Source organism: Pseudomonas sp. CH235, assembly GCF_004368175.1.
GTDB classification, from domain to species: Bacteria; Pseudomonadota; Gammaproteobacteria; order Pseudomonadales; family Pseudomonadaceae; genus Aquipseudomonas; species Aquipseudomonas paraglycinae.
This window is the reverse complement of sequence record NZ_RRZJ01000005.1, coordinates 76,754-94,908: the sequence shown is the minus strand read 5'-3', so window position 1 is coordinate 94,908 and position 18,155 is coordinate 76,754. Positions and strand designations below refer to the sequence as shown.

The following is an 18,155-nucleotide window of genomic DNA, read 5'->3' as shown; positions in this document are numbered from 1 at the left end:
CGGGCCGTTGCGCACTGAGCGCCGGTTACTGGCGGTAGGACTTGAGGAAGTTGCCGATGCGACCGATGGCCATGTCCAGGTCATCGACCCGCGGCAGGGTGACCACGCGGAAGTGGTCAGGCCACGGCCAGTTGAACGCCGTGCCTTGCACTACCAGCAGCTTCTCGGAGAGCAGCAGATCAAGCACGAATTTCTCGTCGTTGTGGATCGGGCAGACTTTCGGGTCGATCTTCGGGAACGCGTACAGTGCGCCCATCGGCTTCACGCAGCTCACGCCGGGAATGTCGTTGAGCAATTCCCAGGTACGGTTGCGCTGTTCCAGCAACCGGCCTTGCGGCAGCACCAGATCATTGATGCTCTGATATCCGCCGAGAGCGGTCTGAATTGCATGCTGGCTCGGCACGTTGGCGCACAAACGCATGTTGGCCAGCATGTCGATGCCTTCGATGTAGCTGTGAGCGTTGTGTTTCGGCCCGGAAATGGCGATCCAGCCCGAGCGGAAACCCGCCACGCGATACGACTTGGACAGACCGTTGAAGGTCAGGCACAGCAGGTCCGGGGCCAGCGAAGCGGTGCAGATGTGCACGGCGTCGTCGTAGAGGATCTTGTCGTAGATTTCGTCGGAGAACACCACCAGGTTGTGCTGGCGGGCCAGCTCGAGCATGCCCAGCAGCACTTCCTTCGAATACACCGCGCCGGTCGGGTTGTTCGGGTTGATGATCACCATCGCCTTGGTGTTCGGGGTGATCTTGGCCTTGATGTCGGCCAGGTCCGGGAACCAGTCGGCACCCTCGTCGCACAGGTAATGCACCGCGTTACCGCCGGCCAGACTCACGGCTGCGGTCCACAGCGGGTAGTCCGGCGCCGGCACCAGCACTTCGTCGCCGTTGTTGAGCAGCGCCTGCAGCGACATCACGATCAGCTCGGACACGCCGTTGCCCAGGTAGATATCTTCGATGCCGACACCTTCGACCTGCTTCTGCTGGTAGTACTGCATCACCGCCTTGCGCGCGCTGAACAGGCCTTTGGAATCGCTGTAGCCCTGGGCGGTCGGCAGGTTGCGGATCACATCCTGAAGAATTTCGTCCGGCGCTTCGAAACCAAAGGGCGCCGGGTTGCCGATGTTCAGCTTGAGGATGCGATGGCCTTCCTCTTCCAGGCGTTTGGCGTGCTTGAGCACCGGGCCGCGAATGTCGTAGCAGACGTTGGCGAGCTTGTTCGATTTGCTGAACTGCATGGCGATGTGATCCCGAAAATGAACGATCCAGGCGGCGGGTGGACAACCGTGCTGGGAATCCTGCGTCTTCACACAGGCAAATGTCTCGAGCGGCGGTTTCCAATAATCCGTTTGAATGCGCAGGAACCCGCTGCCAGACTGGCGTGTGACGAGGCGCAATCATACGTGCCGCCCGATCCGTGGAAAAGGTACAGATCGGGCTTTTTCAGCCGCTGAGGTGTGATGATGGAAAAGATTGAAAAGACCCTGGAAGAATGGCGGGCGATGCTCGACCCCGAGCAATACAACGTGTGCCGTCTCAGTGCTACCGAGCGACCGTTCTCCGGTAAATACAACGGCACGAAGACCGATGGCGTTTACCACTGCGTCTGCTGCAACGAGCCGTTGTTTGATTCCAAGACCAAATTCGATTCCGGTTGCGGCTGGCCAAGCTTCTACGCGCCGATCGGCGAGAGCGCCATGACCGAAATCCGTGACACCAGCCACGGCATGATCCGCACCGAAGTGAAATGCGCCAAGTGCGATGCGCACCTGGGCCACGTATTCCCTGACGGTCCGCCGCCGACCGGCCTGCGTTATTGCATCAACTCGGTGTGCCTGGACCTGGTGCCGCGCGAGTAACCGATACGGGCGATCCACGGGTCGCCTTTCGAATAATTAAATTGCACACAATTCAATTGCTCGCTATTTTTGCCGTCTACCCATTTTCAAGAGTGCGCACCATGAGCGATAACCTGCTGAACATTCCGTGCACCACCATCAAAGGCGAGCAAAAGACCCTCGCCGATTTCGCCGGCAAGGCAGTGCTGGTGGTCAATACCGCCAGCAAATGCGGTTTCACGCCGCAGTACAAAGGCCTTGAGGAACTGTGGCAGACCTACAAGGATCAAGGTCTGGTGGTCCTGGGCTTCCCGTGCAACCAGTTCGGCAAGCAGGAGCCGGGCAACGAGGGCGCGATCAGCGAGTTCTGCGAGCTGAACTACGGTGTCAGCTTCCCGCTGTTCAAGAAGATCGAAGTCAACGGTAATGGCGCGCATCCACTGTTCGTGCAGTTGAAGAAACGCGCGCCGGGCGTGCTGGGCTCCCAGGGCATCAAGTGGAATTTCACCAAGTTTCTGATCGGCAAGGACGGCCAGTTGGTCAAGCGCTTCGCCCCGGCCACCAAGCCGCAGGATCTGAGCCGCGAGATCGAAGCCCTGCTCAAATGAACAACCTGTCCGCCGATTCGCTGAAGCTCGACAGTCAGCTGTGCTTCAAGTTGTATGCCGCATCGCGGGCGGTGATCCGTGCCTACAAGCCGATGCTCGATCAGCTCGGTCTGACCTACCCGCAATACCTGGCGATGCTGGTGTTGTGGGAGTGGCAGCAATCCGCGCCGGAGCAGCCGACGGTCAAGGCGCTGGGTGAACGTCTGGCACTGGATTCCGGCACGCTGACGCCGCTGCTCAAACGTCTGGAGCAACTGCAACTGGTCCAGCGTCAGCGCTCGGCCCGGGACGAACGCGAGGTTCATCTGAGCCTCACGCCGCAGGGGCAGGCACTGCGTGAACAGGTCGGGCCGTTGAAGGCGCGGCTGTTGTGCGACAGCGGGGTGGATCTGGACCGGCTCAATGACTTGCGCGACGGTCTCGATCACCTGCTGGGGCAGATCAAAGCACTGTCGTAGTCGGAATCCACTGGTCCAGCAGCGCCGCCAGTTCTTCCCGACGGAACGGCTTGGCCAGATAGTCGCTCATGCCCGCTGCCCGGCAACGTTCGCGCTCCTCGGACATGGCGTTGGCGGTCAGGGCGACAATCGGCAGATGCGGCCAGCGCCCGCTCTGACGGATCTGGCGACTGGCTTCGTAGCCGTCCATCACCGGCATGTTGCAGTCCATCAGCACCAGATCGAATTCGTCGTGTTCCAGCTGATCCAGCGCTTCCACGCCATGGGCGGCGACTACTACGTCGCAGCCGAGTTTGCCCAGCATGCCCTTGGCCACCAACTGGTTGACCGGGTTGTCCTCCACCAGCAGCACCCGACCGCGCCGCTGCGACGGCACGCTTTCGAGGCGTGCGCGGTCGATGGTGGTGAGGTCCGGCTGCAGTGTCCGGCGCAGATTCTGATACAGCGCGTTGCGGGCCAGCGGTCGAGCCTGCTGCTGCAATGGGGCAAGGGCAGTGGCTTCTTCACCCGGCATGAAACTGCCATAAGCCGTCACCAGCAGAATCGGCGCCGTCATCGCCGGACGCAGACCGAACAGGCATTCGGGGCAGTCGGTGATGATGACGTCGGGGGACAGACCGAGCAGCGGGTCGTCAAGGGTTCGCTGCTCGTAGGTCAGTCCCCAGACCGGCAGCAGACTTTCCAGCAGTTCCGCCAGCCCGCTGACCGCGTTGGTGATTGCCAGCACCTTGCCGTGCAACGGTGGCGGAATCACCGCTCGGGTGTGGCAGGGCAGTGGCAGTTCGGCGCAGAACTGACTGCCGAAACCCACTTCGGAACTGATGGTCAGGCGCCCCTGCATGGCTTCGCACAGGTTGTAGGTCAGTGCCAGGCCCAACCCGGTGCCGCCGTACTGGCGGGTGATGCCGGCACCCGCCTGGGTGAACGGCTGGAAAATCTTCACCTGCGCTTCCTGGGCGATGCCGATGCCGGTGTCGCAAACTTCGATCCGGACGCCATCCTTCCAGGTGGACAATCGCACATCGACGCGGCCGAAGCGGGTGAATTTCAGCGCATTGGACAGAAGATTGCTGACGATCTGCCTGACCCGGGTCGGATCGCCGAGCACCAGCGCCGGGAAGTACGGATCGATCAGGCAGGTCAGTTCGACACTCGGCGCCGCGTTCTGCGACAGCAGGTTGGCGGTGTCTTCGATCAGCGAGCCAAGATCGAATGGAATGTGTTCGAGCTCCAGTTGCCCGGCATCGAATTTCGACAGGTCGAGAATATCGTTGAGCAGCTCCACCAATACCTTGCCCGAGTCGTGGGCGATCGACAGTTGTTGCTGTTGTTCGGCGTTGAGCGGGCCGTCGAGCGACAGGGCGATCATCCCCAGCAGGCCGTTGAGCGGGGTGCGGATCTCGTGGCTCATGTTGGCGAGAAACGCCGAGCGTGCCTCGGCCATGTCCAGTGCCGTGCTGCGGGCCACTTCCAGTTCCTGGTTGGACTGGCTGAGCCGCGCGTTGATCGCCTTGAGCTCGGCGGTACGCGCCGACACGATGTCTTCGAGTTGCGCGAGGTAGTCGGTGAGGCGGTTTTCCGCATTGCGCCGCTGCTGGATTTCGGTGGCGATGTTTTCGAACTGCTGGTTGGCAACCTTGACCAGCACGCCGATCTCGTCGTTGGCGTGCCCGCCCGGACATTCCAGGGTCGTCGGCTCGGCGCTGCGCGGGTCGCGGCCGCTGAGTTCGCGGATCACCCGCACCAGCGGTTTGGTCAGCATCACGTAGAACAGCGCGAGCAGAATCCCGGTGAGAATCAGGCTGCGGGCAAACCCGTTGAGCAGCGTGACCTCGGCCCGGCGCAGGAAGCGGCTGCCGAACGCGTAGGTGTCGACTTCCAGTTTCAAGGTGCCGAGGGATTCGTTGGGCAGGTGATCGAGGTAGAGGCGGTCTTCGAACTGGCGTTTGGCGCCGAACAGGAAGTCGCTGATCATCCGGTACCCGCTTTGCAGCTCCGGGCGTTTGACGTTGGCCAGCACCGTCTGATTGTTGTCGGTCAGTTGTGCGGAAATGATCGCCGGCGAGCGCAGCAGGCCCAGGGTCAGTTCCTGCGCCAGTTCGGCATCGATGTTATAGGCGATGCGCGAGGCCGGGTTGTGGCTGATTTCCAGCAAAGACAGGATTTCACGGTTGATGGACGCGTCTTCACTGGCATAATCGATGCCGATTTGCAGCAGGCTGAGCAGCGTGCCCAGAATGAACCCGACCAGCACGGTAAGCCGGGCCTGTTTGTACGACAGCCGGTGGGTGAATTTGATATCCATGGGGTGTTGAACCACTTCCGTTTCCCTTCGCTGCTCAAGCATAGTCGATCATGCATGGATTCCGGGGTTCCCGAAGCGCCTTGTAACAAGGGCCGGGACTGGTTTCGAACGCTGTGTGTCGTCGCTGCACCGCCATCATCACTGTGAACGAGCCCGAGGAGAAGACGTGGATTCCCGATTGAATGCTTTTCTTGAGCGCGCCGAGTCGGTTCTGGCGCGGATCGAACCACTGCTGCCGGCTCCACGCCCGGTCATCGACTGGGGCACCTGCCTCGCCGCACGCTGGCAGCGTGACGGTCGCAGCGGTTATCTGCTGCCGCTGGAAGTCAGCCTCGACATGCGCTTGTCGGACCTGATCGGCGTCGACCGCCAGCTGGAGCAACTGGGCCGCAACACTCAGCAATTTCTCGACGGCATGCCGGCCAACCATGCGCTGCTGTGGGGTTCGCGTGGCACCGGTAAATCGTCGCTGGTGCGGGCGCTGTTGGCAGAGCATGCCAAGGCCGGTTTGCGCCTGATCGAAATCGAGCGTGATCACCTGGCGGACCTGCCACGGGTGGTGGAGCAGATCGCCAAGCTGCCGCAACGCTTTGTGCTGTTCTGCGACGACTTGTCGTTCGAGTCCGGCGAAGGCGACTATCGCGTGCTGAAAAGCGTGCTGGACGGTTCGCTCGAACAGGCGCCGGACAACGTGTTGCTGTACGCCACTTCCAACCGTCGCCATCTGGTGCCGGAAAAGGAAAGCGACAACGAAAACTGGAAGCGCGTCGATGGCGAGCTGCATCCGAGCGAGGCGGTAGAAGACAAGATCGCGCTGTCGGATCGATTCGGCCTGTGGCTGTCGTTCTATCCGTTTACCCAGGAACATTTCCTCAACGTCGTCGAGCACTGGATCGGCCAGTTGGCCGCCAAGGCCGGCCTGAGCTGGGAGCGCGACGAACAACTGGACATTCTCGCCGTGCGCTGGGCAACCGGCCGTGGCAACCGCAACGGACGTTGCGCGTACCAATTCGCCCGTTACTGGGTGGGACTGAAATTGTTGGAGCACAAGGCATGATTGATTTGCAACAGAGCGGCCAGGGCCTCGAAGGCTATGGCATGTTGGCCGCGCAACTGGAGTCGCTGCTGGCGGACGAGCGCGATTTCATCGCCAACGCCGCGCAGTTTTCGGCGTTCCTGTTCAACCAGCTCGATGACCTGAACTGGGCCGGCTTCTACCTCAATCGCAACGAAGAGCTGGTGCTCGGCCCGTTCCAGGGCCAGATCGCCTGCGTGCGCATTCCGTTCGGTCGCGGCGTATGCGGCGCGGCGGCTGCCAGCCTGCAGACGCAACGGGTCGAAGACGTTCATGCATTTCCCGGCCATATCGCTTGCGACAGCGCATCGAACAGCGAGCTGGTCGTGCCATTGGTCAAGGACGGTCGCCTGATCGGCGTGCTCGACCTCGACAGTCCGAAGCTCGCGCGTTTCGGTGCCGACGATCAGGCCGGGATCGAACAACTGGCGGCGATCTTCCTGCGTCTGACCGACTGCTGATCACGCTGTAAGGCCTGCCTTGAACAGCACGGCCGCCGGGTCCACGGCATCGATCTGCCGTGGATCGAGAAACCGCGTGGCGTACTGCAAATACACGCCATCGCGGATGAACAGCCCGAATAGCTCGGCATCGATGTGCGCCTCGCGGCACATGGTGGCCATGATCCCCAGCGCTTCACTGAGGGACTTGGCCTTTTTGTACGGGCGGTCGGCGGCGGTCAGGGCTTCGAAAATATCGGCAATCGCCATCATGCGCGCCGGCAGGCTCATGTCTTCGCGTTTCAGGCGCTTGGGATAACCGGTGCCGTCCATCTTTTCGTGATGCCCGCCGGCGATTTCCGCCACGCTGTTCAGATGCCCGGGGAAGGGCAGGTGGCTGAGCATTAGGATCGTCTGCACCATGTGGTGGTTGATGATGTAGCGTTCTTCGCGGGTCAGGGTGCCCCGGGGGATGCTCAGGTTGTACAGCTCGCCGCGATTGTATTTGTACGGCGGGACGTCGAGCTTGAAGCCCCACGGATTGTCCTCCGGAATGAGCTCGCCCTCGGCGCGTTCCAGCAGATGTTCGGGCTTGTCTGCCAGCAACGGTTCGGTGACCGGCAAGGTCGGTGCCGGGGTGCGTGACTGACGCCGGTTCTCTTCCCATGACAGGCCCAGCCGATCATCCAGCGTGCGCGTCCATGGGCGTTTCGCGATGCCTTGCAGGCGTTGCAGGTCGGCCTCGGCCATCGCTTCACTGCCCAGATTGCAGTGGGCGACGAATGCAAAATCATCATCCAGTGCTGTCAGGGTTGCGTCGCGCAGCTCGGCCAGTTGCCGCTCTTCGCCGCCCATGGCCAGGGCTTGCCAGTAGCTGACCCAGGCATCGCGCTTGAGCACTTCGAAGCGGGTGCGGATTTCATGCAGGCGATCGTTCAGGGTTTCCAGTTTGGTGGCTTTGTCGACCACGTATTCCGGGGTCGTGACCTTGCCGCAATCGTGCAGCCAGGCGGCGATGTGCAGGGCCTCCCATTCGTCTTCGTTCGGCTGGTAATCGCTGAATTCCGGTGCCTGACTGGCCGCGGCGGCGTGGGCGAGCATCAGGGTCAGCTCCGGCACACGCTGGCAATGCCCGCCGGTATAAGGGCTCTTGGCATCGATGGCGCCGGCCAGCAGTTGAATGAACGCATCCAGCAATTGCTTCTGCCGGGCTTGCAGGCGCTGGCTTTCGATACTCACCGCCGCTGCCCCGGACACCGCTTGCAGGAAGGCAATGCGGTCGGGCCGCAGCTTTTCCAGATCACTCGCCGTGCCGCTGTCATTGATCAACAGCACCAGCAGGCCGACGGTCTCGTTGTGCCGGTTATGCAGGCGGATACCGATCAGGTGCACCCTTGGCGACTCCATGGCCAGCAGCACTTTCTGCAGATCGGTGGCCTGTTCGAAGCCCAGATTGCTCACTACCGTGTTGGCGCTCGCCAGTTGCCGGAACCATTCGGGGCTCTCAGTGGCGTCAAGGTTGCGCCCCTGAATATCGAACGCGGCCAGCGCTTGGGACGCGCCGTCGACCACCAGTCCGTAGGGCTCCATGCGATTGCCATCGTTTTCGCGCAAATAAATCAGGCCCGCCTGGGCCTGGGCGATCTGCACGGTCTCGAACAGCGCCCGTTGCAGCAGCGGTTCGAAGCGGGTTTCAGCAGTCAGGCTGTCGGTGATCCGAAAGAAGCTGGCCAGGGTGTCCTTCATGCGGGCCATCGACAGACTCAGCTGGTCGACCTCCAGCACCGGTGATCGACGGGTCACGGGAAAATTGAAATCGAAGCTGCGGATCGCATCGGCTTCCTTGACCAGCGCATGCAGCGGCTTGACCAGAATTCGCGAGATCAGCCACCCGAGCGGCAGGCACAGCAGCAGAGTAGCCAGCGTGATCAGCGCGCCTTGCCAGCGCATGCGATAGGCATCGACCAGCAACTCGTCCTCCGGCACCAGCAACGCCATCTGCAAACCTTTCGGCCCGCCTTCCTGCAACTGGCTGCGGGCGACAATCCATTGCCGGCCGTCGGCCTTGAGCCGGTTGCCCTGGTGACCGGACAACAAGGCATGCAGGGCGGGGCTCAAGTCGGCAGCCTTGGCCAGACGCGCCGTTCGGTCATCGACGATCAGCCGGCTGCTGTCGGGATAGGCCACGGCGTTGCCTTCGGCGTCGAACAGGACGATTTCCGTGGCCGGTGTCACCACGTGTTTGATCAGGGTTGCGGAGAGTGCGTCGAGGGTCAGGTCGGCGCCGATTACCGCGTCATCACCGCTGCGCCGGGCCAGTGTTGTGCCGACGTTGTGGGTGGAGAAAAAGACGTAGGGTTCGGTGGTGATCTGTTCAGTCTGCTGCCGTGCGTTGATGTACCACGCCCGGCTGCGGGGATCATAAGGATCGTCGGGATTGTCCTGCCGGCCGACCGGGGACAGGGCCTGGTCGAAGAACAGCGACTGCGAATGCGCCTGACCGCTGGCGTCATGTTCGATGCTCCAGACCTGAAATGCCGCGGCGTCGGGTGCCTTGAGCAGGGTTTTCAGCGCGGGTGTGCGCAAAGGACGGACCATGAAAAAATCGCCGTTGCCATAACCCAGGTACAGCGAGGCCAGGTCCGGGTTGTCCGTCAGTGACTGGCTGAACGGCTTGAGCAGCGCCAGACGCGGTTCGAGGCCGGAAGAGCGGGCGGCGGGGGTGTCCGCCAGCAGGCTCAGCAGGTGTCGAATCGGTTCATAAGTGGCCTGCAGATCAAGGCGCACGTCCTGTTCGATGCGGTTGAACAGTTTTTCGCTGCTCGACAGGATGATCTGCGTGGTCTGCCGATAGTTGAACAGACCCAGCACCACCCCGGTGAGCAACAGCAGAAAAGTGAACATGACGCTGATGTGCACATGCAGCGGAAACCGGCGTTGTTCCGGGTGCAGTGGGCTGGGCATTGCGGACTCTCCGTATAGGTAAGCACACTGCTCAGCGTCCAAGCATAGTTAAGCCCCGGTCACTTTGCTCTGGTGGATCCGGGCGAGTTGCTGTTCCAGTGCCTGCTCCAGTTCCAGGATGGCGAGACGGCTGGCCTGACAGCGACGCTCGATCTCATCCCCCGGCAGCGCTTGCAGGCACGCCTGCTCAAGCGCATCGCAGCTGTCGATCAGGCGCGAGGCCTGGGCAATTCGGGCTGCGCCCTTGATCTTGTGGGCGATGACGGCCAGCGCAGGGGGATCTCGAGTAAGGGACAGTGCCTGCAATTCCTGTCGGTCAACGCGGCTGCTGTTGAGCAGTTCTGCCAGCAGGCGGTGAGTCTGGGAAGGGTTGCCGCCGGTCAGCAGTGTGAGCCCCTGCAGGTTGAACGCCGGCGCGCGGAACAGCGGCTGAACGCTGTTGACCCATTGGCTCAGGCTGTTGAGGCTCAGGGGTTTGAACAGGCATTCGTTCATGCCTGCCTGCTTGCAGCGCAGGATCTCTTCGGGCTGGGCATTGGCGGTGAACCCCAACACGGTGCAAGCCGGGCGGTGGGTCAGCTTTTCGTGCTGACGAATCGCGCGGGTCAGCTCGTAGCCGTTCATGACGGGCATGTTGCAATCGGCGATGACCAGATCGAACTCACCGCTCTTCCATTCTTCCAGTCCGCGCAGGCCGTCTTCGGCGATACGGAAACGATGGCCGAGGTATTCCAGCTGCTGGCACATCAGCAACCGGTTGGCCGGATGGTCATCGACCACCAGAACCGTCAGCGGGGTGAGAGACGCGTGAATCTGCGGCTCGTCCTCAGCTTTTGTCACTCTCGCTGGAAAAATCGTCAGTGGCAGCGACAGACTGACCTGGGTGCCGACTCCGGGCAGGCTGCTCAACCGCAGTTTTCCACCCATCATCTCGCACAGGTTACGGCTGATGACCAATCCCAGTCCTGCACCGCTGACGGTTCTCTGTCCGCCATTACCGGCCTGGGCAAAGGGTTCGAACAGACGCGACTGATCCTGCGTCGTGATCCCGATGCCGCTGTCCTGTACGGTCAACTGCACCATCGAGCGTTCGGGATCATTCGTGGGTAGAACATCCAGCGTGATCCTGATGTGTCCTTCTTCGGTGAACTTGATGGCATTGCTGATCAGGTTCGACAGCACTTGCTTGAAGCGCAGGGGGTCGAGGTGCACATCGACATTCAATTCGGCAGGAGTGACGCTAACTTCCAGTGAGAGCTGTTTCTGTCGGGCGAGGCCTTCGAAGATCCTGACCACTGAGCCTATGGTATCAATCAGGTTGATTCGCTCGGGGTGCAGGCTCAATCGCCCGGATTCGATGCGGGCAATGTCCAGTATGTCGCCGATCAGGCCCAGCAGATCCTTGGCCGAATGGTAGGCCGTTTCGATTCCGGAGCGATCCGGGTGAGCCTGATCCATGCGCTTGAGCGTCAATTCGAGCATGCCGATCACTGCGTTCATCGGGGTGCGGATCTCGTGGCTCATGGTCGCCAGGAACGTACTTTTGGCGCGATTGGCATCGTCCGCCCGTTCCTTGGCCGAGCGCAGTTCGTCGAGCAGCTCGCGACGCTCACTGATGTCGATCCAGCCGCCTATGATCCCCCGCACTTCACCACTGGAGTCCCGGTACGGCAGGATCCAGTGATAGATCGTCAGGCGCCGGTTGCCGATCTGCAGCGGCCGGTCGAGCACCAGCGGCCTGCCCTCGGCCACCACCCGCTGGTAGTCGGCCTGAAAAGTCTGTGCCTCGAAAGCATTATTCAATGCACCCTGCATCACGCTTTTGCCGATGACGTCTTCACGCCGGGCATTGAACGCATGGAGATAGCTGTCATTGCAGCTTTGCAGAAGTCCCTGTCGGTCACGCACATAGATTGGATGGGGCGTGCCGTTGACCAGTGAACCCATGAACTCCAGCTGGTCGTTCAACGCCCGTTCGGCTGCCTTGCGTTGATTGATCTGGCGGCGCATGTAGGCATTCCAGAACAGCGACAGCAGCAACAGCAGGCAGGCCCCGCCGATCGCCTGATAGAAAAAGCGCTGGTATTGACGCCAGGTGCCTTGCGAAACACTTGAGTAACCCCGCCAGCGGCCATTGATGATGCCCAGTTCTTCGGGGGTGATGCTCATCAGGGTCTTGTCGATGATCGAGCCCAGTTCCGTGCTGTCCCTGGCAGTTGCCAGCGAGAACGCCGCCTGACGTGTGCCGATGGTGGTGGTGATCTGCAGTGGCTGTTCGAAAATGCGGGAGGAGATGAAGTAGTTGGCGATGACCAGCGAGTTCACTGCGCCCTCGACCTGGCCTTCGTCGAGCAACGCTACGGCGCTGAAGGTATCCGGCGTTTCGATCAGCTGGATACGTGGAAATTCGGTGCGCAGGTATTCGATCATCGGATTGCCCTGCGCGATCGCCAGACGTTTGCGTTTGAGCTGGCCCAGGTGCGTCGGGCTGTCGGCCGCTTTTCGGGTCAACAGAACGTAGGAGTTTTCCAGGTAGGGACGGCTGAAAGTCAGGGTTTCCTCACGCTGAGCGGTGGGTAGCAGGGCGGCAATCAGGTCGGCCTGGTGATTTTCAATCTGCCTGATCATCTCGGCATCGCTGCGACTGCGGCGTATCTCGAATCGCAGACCGGTGCGCAGGCGAATAAGTTCGAGCAGGTCGGCACTGATGCCGCGAAAGTTGCCATCACTGTCGAAGAACGTCAGCGGTGCGAAGGCTTCGTTGACGACGACGCTTACCACCGGATTCCTTTTCAGCCATTGTTCTTCACGCTTGGTCAGTTGCAACTTCTGGTCGGTGAGCAGTGTGTCGCTGCCGACACTCCAGCGTTTGGCGATGTTTTCGCGCTCGCTGCCCGGAACCGCCTTGAGCACCGCGTCGATGATGCCGGTCAATTGCGTATTGTTGCGATGCACGGCGAAGCTGAAGCCGTGGGCTTCGTGCTTGCCGAAGTTGGCCATGCGGATGTTGTTCAGATAGCCCTTGCTGATCATGTAGTGAGTGGAGATGGTGTCGCCGAGAAACACGTCCGCCTGATCGAACGCGACGGCATTGATCGCGTTCTGGTAGGACGGATAGGAGGTGATGAGGGCTTTGGGATACATCGCCTTGACCTCCTCCAGCGGCAGGTAGTGATAGAGCATGCTCAGCCGCAGACTGGCCAGGCCTTCGGTCAGAGAGCGGGTTTCGCCTTCGCGTGTGACCAGGACCGGTTGATCGACTGCGTAGGGCCTGGACAGCATGATGTTGGCGTTCTCCGCTTCGAACCCGTTGGACGTACCGAGCATGTCGATGCTGCCCTCGATCAATGCGCGGATCGCGGCCTCGCGCGAGGCGAAGCGCCTGACCTTGACCGGTAGCCCCGTCGCCTGTCCCACCAGCCCGGCGTAGTCCGCTGTGAAACCTTCGTAGTCGTGTCCGCTGGTTGTCATGTCGAAAGGGGGGTAGTCCGGAGCGGATGCTCCCAGAATCAACTCATTGCGAGTGTGCAGCCACGCCTCTTGCGATGGCTCGAACAGGACCGGAATTGATCTGTCGGTCGAACGCGCGAGCAGGGCAAGGTCCTGGAAGGTTGACGATGCAACTGTGACAGGCGCGCTGAGACTCAGGCATGCACTCAATGCAATCAGAAAACTCTTTAAGCGACTGGGCATGTTGGCTCTCACACGAGTGCGTTACGTTTGGCCATTTCGATAAGTTCTACAAGGGACTTGGCTTTGAGTTTTTGCATCAGGCGTTTTTTATAAGTGCTGACGGTTTTATTGCTGAGAAACATGCCTTTGGCAATTTCCTTGTTGGTGCGGCCTTGGGCAAATAGTTGCAGGACCATGAGTTCCCGATCATTGACGGACTTGAAAAGTTCAAGTTCTACATAGCGCACATCATCGTGACGAACCGGATTCAAGGCCTGGCTGGGAAAGTAGTTATAACCGGACAGTACGGCTTTGATTGCACTGACCAGTTCACTCAGGTCTTCCTGTTTGCATACATACCCCGACGCACCTGACTGCATGCAGCGAATGCCGAACAGGGTCGGGCATTGTGCGGTCAGCACCAGGGTCTTGAACGGCGAACTCATGGAGTTGAAGCGGGCCAGGACCTCCAGACCGTCGAGTTTGGGAATGCTGATGTCGAGAATGATCAGGTCGGGCATGCATTCGCGAACCATCTGCATGGCATCGACACCGTTATCGGTTTCTCCGACTACTTTATAACCTTCATGCTCCAGCAGCATTCGAACGGCGAGGCGGATGACCGGGTGATCGTCGACAATAAAAACGGAGTTCATAATCAAATCCCATACGAGCGCGAATAAAGGGCGCACCTTAGCTCAGATGAATGAGCGGTCGCATGAACTGACGGAGTGTTAGCGGCAATCTAGGATAAGTCCTACAAATAAAGAGGAATCAGACTACGTGTTAACTAGGTTTGCCGTAGGTAGATGCGTGAGATGTCCAGTGACGGGGCTTGATATAAGTTTAAGTGCGCAGAGAAAGTTTATCGGGAAAAGACCTTCGATGATTGTTCTTTGTTTATTTAAGACATTATCTTCGGCCCTCCCGACCAATCCATTGCAGATCGGTCGGGGAGCAGGCGTCAATGGCTGGAACGTCCGGTCATTTCCAGTGCCATGTCACTGGCGTAGCTGTCGGTCATGCCGGCGATGAAGTCGATCATGCGCAGGAACGATGCATGCAGCGGGCCGTGCGGGTTCGGCGCATTATTGCCCAGCAGATCGAGAATCCGGCGGCTCTTGAACGACGGCGTGCGGCCGTTGTGCTGTTCCAGGGCAGCACCGCAGAAGGCGTTGAGCAGAATCTCCAGGGTCGTGTAGGCGCCGATCTCATGCAGGGTCTTGCGCTTGTCCTGGAAGATTTTCTTGCGGGCGATGTCCTTGGCGTTCAACACACAGCGTTTGGCCGGTCCGTGCATGTGTTCCACCAGATCCCCCGGCAGCGTACCGGCCAGCAGCGCGTCCTGTTGTTCGACGAATGCCCGGGCAGCGGCGTTGGTCAGGTGCTCGATGGCCTTGCCGCGCAGGATCGCCAGTTTGCGCCGGCGCGAATCCTGGGGACCGAGCTGGCGATAGGTTTCCGGCAGATCATCGCCGACCAGGCCGAGCAGCAGCGACTCGACTTCGGCGTATTCCAGCAGCTCCATTTCCAGGCCATCTTCCAGATCGATCAAGGCGTAGCAGATATCGTCCGCCGCCTCCATCAGATACACCAGCGGATGGCGCGCCCAACGCTGCTCTTCCAGTTGTGGCAGACCCAGCTTGTGGGCGATCTGCTCCAGCAACGGCAACTCGCTTTGGTAGCAACCGAACTTGTGCTTTTTGTAGCCGAGGGAGTCGGCGTGACGGGCGGTCCACGGGTACTTCAGGTAAGTGCCGAGGGTGGCGTAGGTCAGCCGGGTGCCGCCGTCGAACTGGTGATACTCCAGTTGCGTGAGGACCCGGAAGCCCTGCGCATTGCCTTCGAAGTTCAGGAAGTCACCGCGCTCGGCGTCGCTCATCGCATCCAGCCAGCCACGCCCGGCAGCCTGCTGGAACCAGTGACGGATCGCGTCTTCGCCGGAATGGCCGAACGGCGGGTTGCCGATGTCGTGCGCCAGGCAGGCCGACTGGACCACCATGCCCAGATCGCTCGGTTCGCACCATTCGGGCAAGGCGCGACGCAGGGTTTCGCCAACGCGCATGCCCAGCGAGCGGCCGACGCAACTGACTTCCAGCGAGTGGGTCAGGCGCGTGTGAATGTGGTCGTTGCTCGACACCGGATGCACCTGGGTCTTGCGTCCCAGGCGGCGGAAGGCGCCGGAGAAGATGATGCGGTCGTGGTCTTTGTGGAACGGGCTGCGGCCAAGTTCCTGCGGGCTGTGCAACGGTTTGCCGAGACGTTCGCGGTTGAGCAGGGTATGCCAATCCAAGGCTGATTCTCTCCGTCTGGTGACTGATTCCCTAGCTTCCCGGTTCAGGCTGGCATCTGCAAGCGCAACTACAGCCCCGCCGCATCAATGTCGATCAGCAACAGACGCTCGCCGTTATCGAAAAACTGCCCGGCGGTCAGGCAATACTGGTTGCTGGTGGCGTCGCGATAGGTGTTGGAAAGGGTCAGTCGCCGTTCCTCCCAGCCTTCGGCCAGCAGGTGATAGAAGTAGGGGCGCCACGACCAGTTGTGGCCCAGGTAGCGGTCGTCGGCCACCCAGCCGCTCTGTCGCCATTCCAGGTTCGGCGTCAGCTGGGTGCCGTGACGGTCGCATTGGTAAAAGCGCAGCAGCCAGGGGAACGCGTCGAGCTGTGGCAGTGCACTGAGCGGCGCGCGGGCCTGGGCCCAGGTTTGCAGGATGGTCATGAGTTCGCTGAGCTGCTGGCGCATGAACATCAGCTTGCTGCGCTCGGACAGCTTCTGACGCACGTAAGACTGGCGCAGCTCGGCAAAGCGCTCCACGAAGTCATTCGTACCGAAAAGCGCCTCCTGCGCCCGGGCGAACAGAAATCCCTGCACGTAACGCGATCCGCACTCCAGCGCAAAATTCAGTTGCGCTGCGGTTTCCACGCCTTCGGCGATGATCCAGCAGCCGGTCTTTTCGGCCATTTGCGCGAGGGCCTTGACCACGTCACTGCTCGGTCCGCCAAGTGCGGCGGCCTGGAACAGGCGCATGTCGAGTTTGAGAATGTCCGGTTGCAGCGCCAGCACGCGATCAAGCTGTGAATACCCCGCGCCGAAATCATCGATGGCAATCCGGGCGCCGGCATCGCGATAGCGCGCCACGACTTCGGTCAGGCGCTGGCTGTTACCGCCCAGTTCAGTGATCTCGAAAACAATCCGTTGCGGGTCGATACCGTGCCGCGCGAGTTGCTTCAGGCTGGGCAGTGCTTGGTCGGCACGCAAGCGGCTGATCCAGCGCGGTGACATGTTCAGGCTGAGAAACCAGTCCGGCGGCGCCTCGTGCAGTCGACTCAGCGCGTTGTCGCGAATCTGCCGGTCCATTCGGCGCAGCGCGATGGCCGGGGTGCGCGGGTCGGCGAACAGCGGTCCGACCGATGCCAGTTGGCCATCGGCCTGGCGCAGACGACCCAGTGCCTCGACGCCTGCAATGCGTCCGGTGGCGGTATCGATGAAAGGTTGAAAGCAGGCGAGCGGTTGCCCGTCGATCACGGGGCCTCCTTGTCGTTCTTGTTCTGATCAGATTTTGCCGGCCGGATAGGCAAGCGGGATTGAATCTCCGGATAAGAGATTCAATCCCGCCGGTGTTGCAAGAATGCAGCCAGATGCGTGGGGATCAGCGCTTGCTTGAACTCTGCATGACCAGCTTGATCAGCGGAGCGAGGCTGGTGCCCAGGCGGATCAGTCGGGTCAAGCCGCCGACGCCACCGCTTTTGGCCCCTTTACCCGTGATGAAACCCAGCAGCGTCACAGCCGCCACGCCCCACAACGGCGCGTGCTTGATGCCGAAACCGCCCTGCAGGTTCTGCGTCATGCCACGCATACGATGCAGAGGTTGCAAGACCTGGCCGGTTTCATGGCGGATCTCCTGTCGATGCATTTCCATGCGCAGGCGGATCAGTGCCTTGCGCATTTCCCGGCGTGAGCTGTTGTGCGGAAGTTCAGGCAGGCTCATGGCAGCAGGCGCTCCCGATCATTGGCCAGTTCTTCCAGCGTGCCGTGGAAGGGCGAGGATTCATCGAAGATCGCGGCTTTGAGACGCAGCGCGCAAAAGATTGCCGCCAAGGTGTAGAACACGCACAGACCAATAATTGCGGCCAGGCGATACGTGTCCCAGAACACGATCAGGACAAGCGTCGACAGGCCGACCAGCAACAGCAGCGCAAACACCAGCGCCAGACCGGCGAACAGCAACAGGCTGACGGTGCGTGATTTCTGTTCCTGCAGTTCGATGCCGAACAGTTCGACGTGGCTGTGCAGCAGACCGAGAACGGCAGCCCCCAGGCGACGCGTGGAAGAGGCGGTGCCCGCATTCGGGCCGGATTCACCGATCGACATGATCAGCGCCGCGTGGCCAGCAGGCCGATCAGAAAGCCGACGCCAGCGGCGATGCCCACCGATTGCCAAGGGTTGGCCGACACGTAATCCTCGGTGGCGGTGACCGCCGCCTGACCGCGCTCGCGTAGGGTTTCTTCGGTCAGCTTCAGGGTTTCCCGCGCGCGAAGCAGGCTTTCGTGGATCTGTTCGCGCAGCTCGTCAGCCTGATCACCGGCCAGCGTGGCGGTGTGTTCCAGCAACCGCTCAGTGTCGCTGACCAGAGTCTGGAAGTCGTTCATCAGGATTTCTTGAGCAGTCTTTGCCTTGATGCTGGCCATGAGGGATCTCCGTAAGTGGCGTTCTGAAGCGGTGTTCTGAAGCGTTCGAGTATGAGCCAAGTGTGAAGGTTCAGTGCAAATGGCTGGTACAACTTTTGCTGTGTCGTG

15 protein-coding genes are annotated in these 18,155 nt (G+C 60.8%); 5 read left to right on the top strand and 10 right to left on the bottom strand.

Annotation, left to right across the window (positions count from 1 at the left end):
* Positions 1 to 25: 25 nt before the first annotated feature.
* A complete protein-coding gene (locus tag EIY71_RS07530) occupies positions 26 to 1,237 on the bottom strand; it encodes a pyridoxal phosphate-dependent aminotransferase (RefSeq protein WP_007955711.1) in 1,212 nt (403 codons plus the stop codon).
* 225 nt (positions 1,238 to 1,462) lie between these two features.
* On the opposite strand from EIY71_RS07530, the gene msrB reads away from it, so the two are divergent.
* From msrB to EIY71_RS07515, 3 genes are all read left to right on the top strand, one after another.
* Positions 1,463 to 1,858 (top strand): peptide-methionine (R)-S-oxide reductase MsrB, encoded by a 396-nt coding sequence (gene msrB, locus EIY71_RS07525; RefSeq protein ID WP_129972559.1) that lies wholly within the window; start codon positions 1,463 to 1,465, stop codon positions 1,856 to 1,858.
* 101 nt (positions 1,859 to 1,959) lie between these two features.
* Entirely contained in the window at positions 1,960 to 2,445 is a 486-nt protein-coding gene (locus EIY71_RS07520) for a glutathione peroxidase (RefSeq protein ID WP_085607138.1), read from the top strand.
* On the top strand, positions 2,442 to 2,903 hold the full coding sequence (locus EIY71_RS07515; RefSeq protein ID WP_129972560.1) for a MarR family winged helix-turn-helix transcriptional regulator: 462 nt from the start codon (positions 2,442 to 2,444) through the stop codon (positions 2,901 to 2,903). Before EIY71_RS07520 ends, EIY71_RS07515 begins: the two co-directional genes overlap by 4 nt.
* Here EIY71_RS07515 and EIY71_RS07510 read toward each other — a convergent pair.
* A complete protein-coding gene (locus EIY71_RS07510; protein ID WP_134021183.1) occupies positions 2,887 to 5,208 on the bottom strand; it encodes a response regulator in 2,322 nt (773 codons plus the stop codon). The genes EIY71_RS07515 and EIY71_RS07510 overlap by 17 nt on opposite strands.
* Positions 5,209 to 5,374: 166 nt before the next feature.
* On the opposite strand from EIY71_RS07510, the gene EIY71_RS07505 reads away from it, so the two are divergent.
* Positions 5,375 to 6,265 (top strand): ATP-binding protein, encoded by an 891-nt coding sequence (locus tag EIY71_RS07505; RefSeq protein ID WP_007955716.1) that lies wholly within the window; start codon positions 5,375 to 5,377, stop codon positions 6,263 to 6,265.
* On the top strand, positions 6,262 to 6,744 hold the full coding sequence (locus EIY71_RS07500; protein WP_011335287.1) for a GAF domain-containing protein: 483 nt from the start codon (positions 6,262 to 6,264) through the stop codon (positions 6,742 to 6,744). The genes EIY71_RS07505 and EIY71_RS07500 overlap by 4 nt, the downstream gene beginning before the upstream one ends.
* Here EIY71_RS07500 and EIY71_RS07495 read toward each other — a convergent pair whose 3' ends face one another.
* The 8 genes from EIY71_RS07495 to EIY71_RS07460 all read right to left on the bottom strand — a co-directional run bounded on the left by EIY71_RS07495 (position 6,745) and on the right by EIY71_RS07460 (position 18,047).
* Complete coding sequence (locus EIY71_RS07495) at positions 6,745 to 9,687, bottom strand: HD domain-containing phosphohydrolase (RefSeq protein ID WP_134021180.1); 2,943 nt, start codon at positions 9,685 to 9,687, stop codon at positions 6,745 to 6,747.
* A 48-nt stretch (positions 9,688 to 9,735) separates the two neighbouring features.
* Positions 9,736 to 13,380: a transporter substrate-binding domain-containing protein gene (locus EIY71_RS07490; protein WP_129972564.1), complete on the bottom strand. Its 3,645-nt coding sequence runs from the start codon at positions 13,378 to 13,380 to the stop codon at positions 9,736 to 9,738.
* A gap of 8 nt (positions 13,381 to 13,388) precedes the next feature.
* On the bottom strand, positions 13,389 to 14,015 hold the full coding sequence (locus tag EIY71_RS07485; protein ID WP_007955724.1) for a response regulator transcription factor: 627 nt from the start codon (positions 14,013 to 14,015) through the stop codon (positions 13,389 to 13,391).
* 308 nt (positions 14,016 to 14,323) lie between these two features.
* Entirely contained in the window at positions 14,324 to 15,652 is a 1,329-nt protein-coding gene (locus tag EIY71_RS07480) for a deoxyguanosinetriphosphate triphosphohydrolase (RefSeq protein ID WP_085744960.1), read from the bottom strand.
* A gap of 68 nt (positions 15,653 to 15,720) precedes the next feature.
* On the bottom strand, positions 15,721 to 16,884 hold the full coding sequence (locus EIY71_RS07475; RefSeq protein ID WP_102718495.1) for an EAL domain-containing protein: 1,164 nt from the start codon (positions 16,882 to 16,884) through the stop codon (positions 15,721 to 15,723).
* 124 nt (positions 16,885 to 17,008) lie between these two features.
* Positions 17,009 to 17,347: a hypothetical protein gene (locus EIY71_RS07470; protein ID WP_085744958.1), complete on the bottom strand. Its 339-nt coding sequence runs from the start codon at positions 17,345 to 17,347 to the stop codon at positions 17,009 to 17,011.
* Positions 17,344 to 17,730, bottom strand: a complete 387-nt coding sequence (locus tag EIY71_RS07465) for a phage holin family protein (protein ID WP_085744957.1) — start codon at positions 17,728 to 17,730, stop codon at positions 17,344 to 17,346. The genes EIY71_RS07470 and EIY71_RS07465 overlap by 4 nt, the downstream gene beginning before the upstream one ends.
* A 2-nt stretch (positions 17,731 to 17,732) precedes the next feature.
* Complete coding sequence (locus EIY71_RS07460) at positions 17,733 to 18,047, bottom strand: YqjD family protein (RefSeq protein WP_085744956.1); 315 nt, start codon at positions 18,045 to 18,047, stop codon at positions 17,733 to 17,735.
* Positions 18,048 to 18,155: the final 108 nt, after the last annotated feature.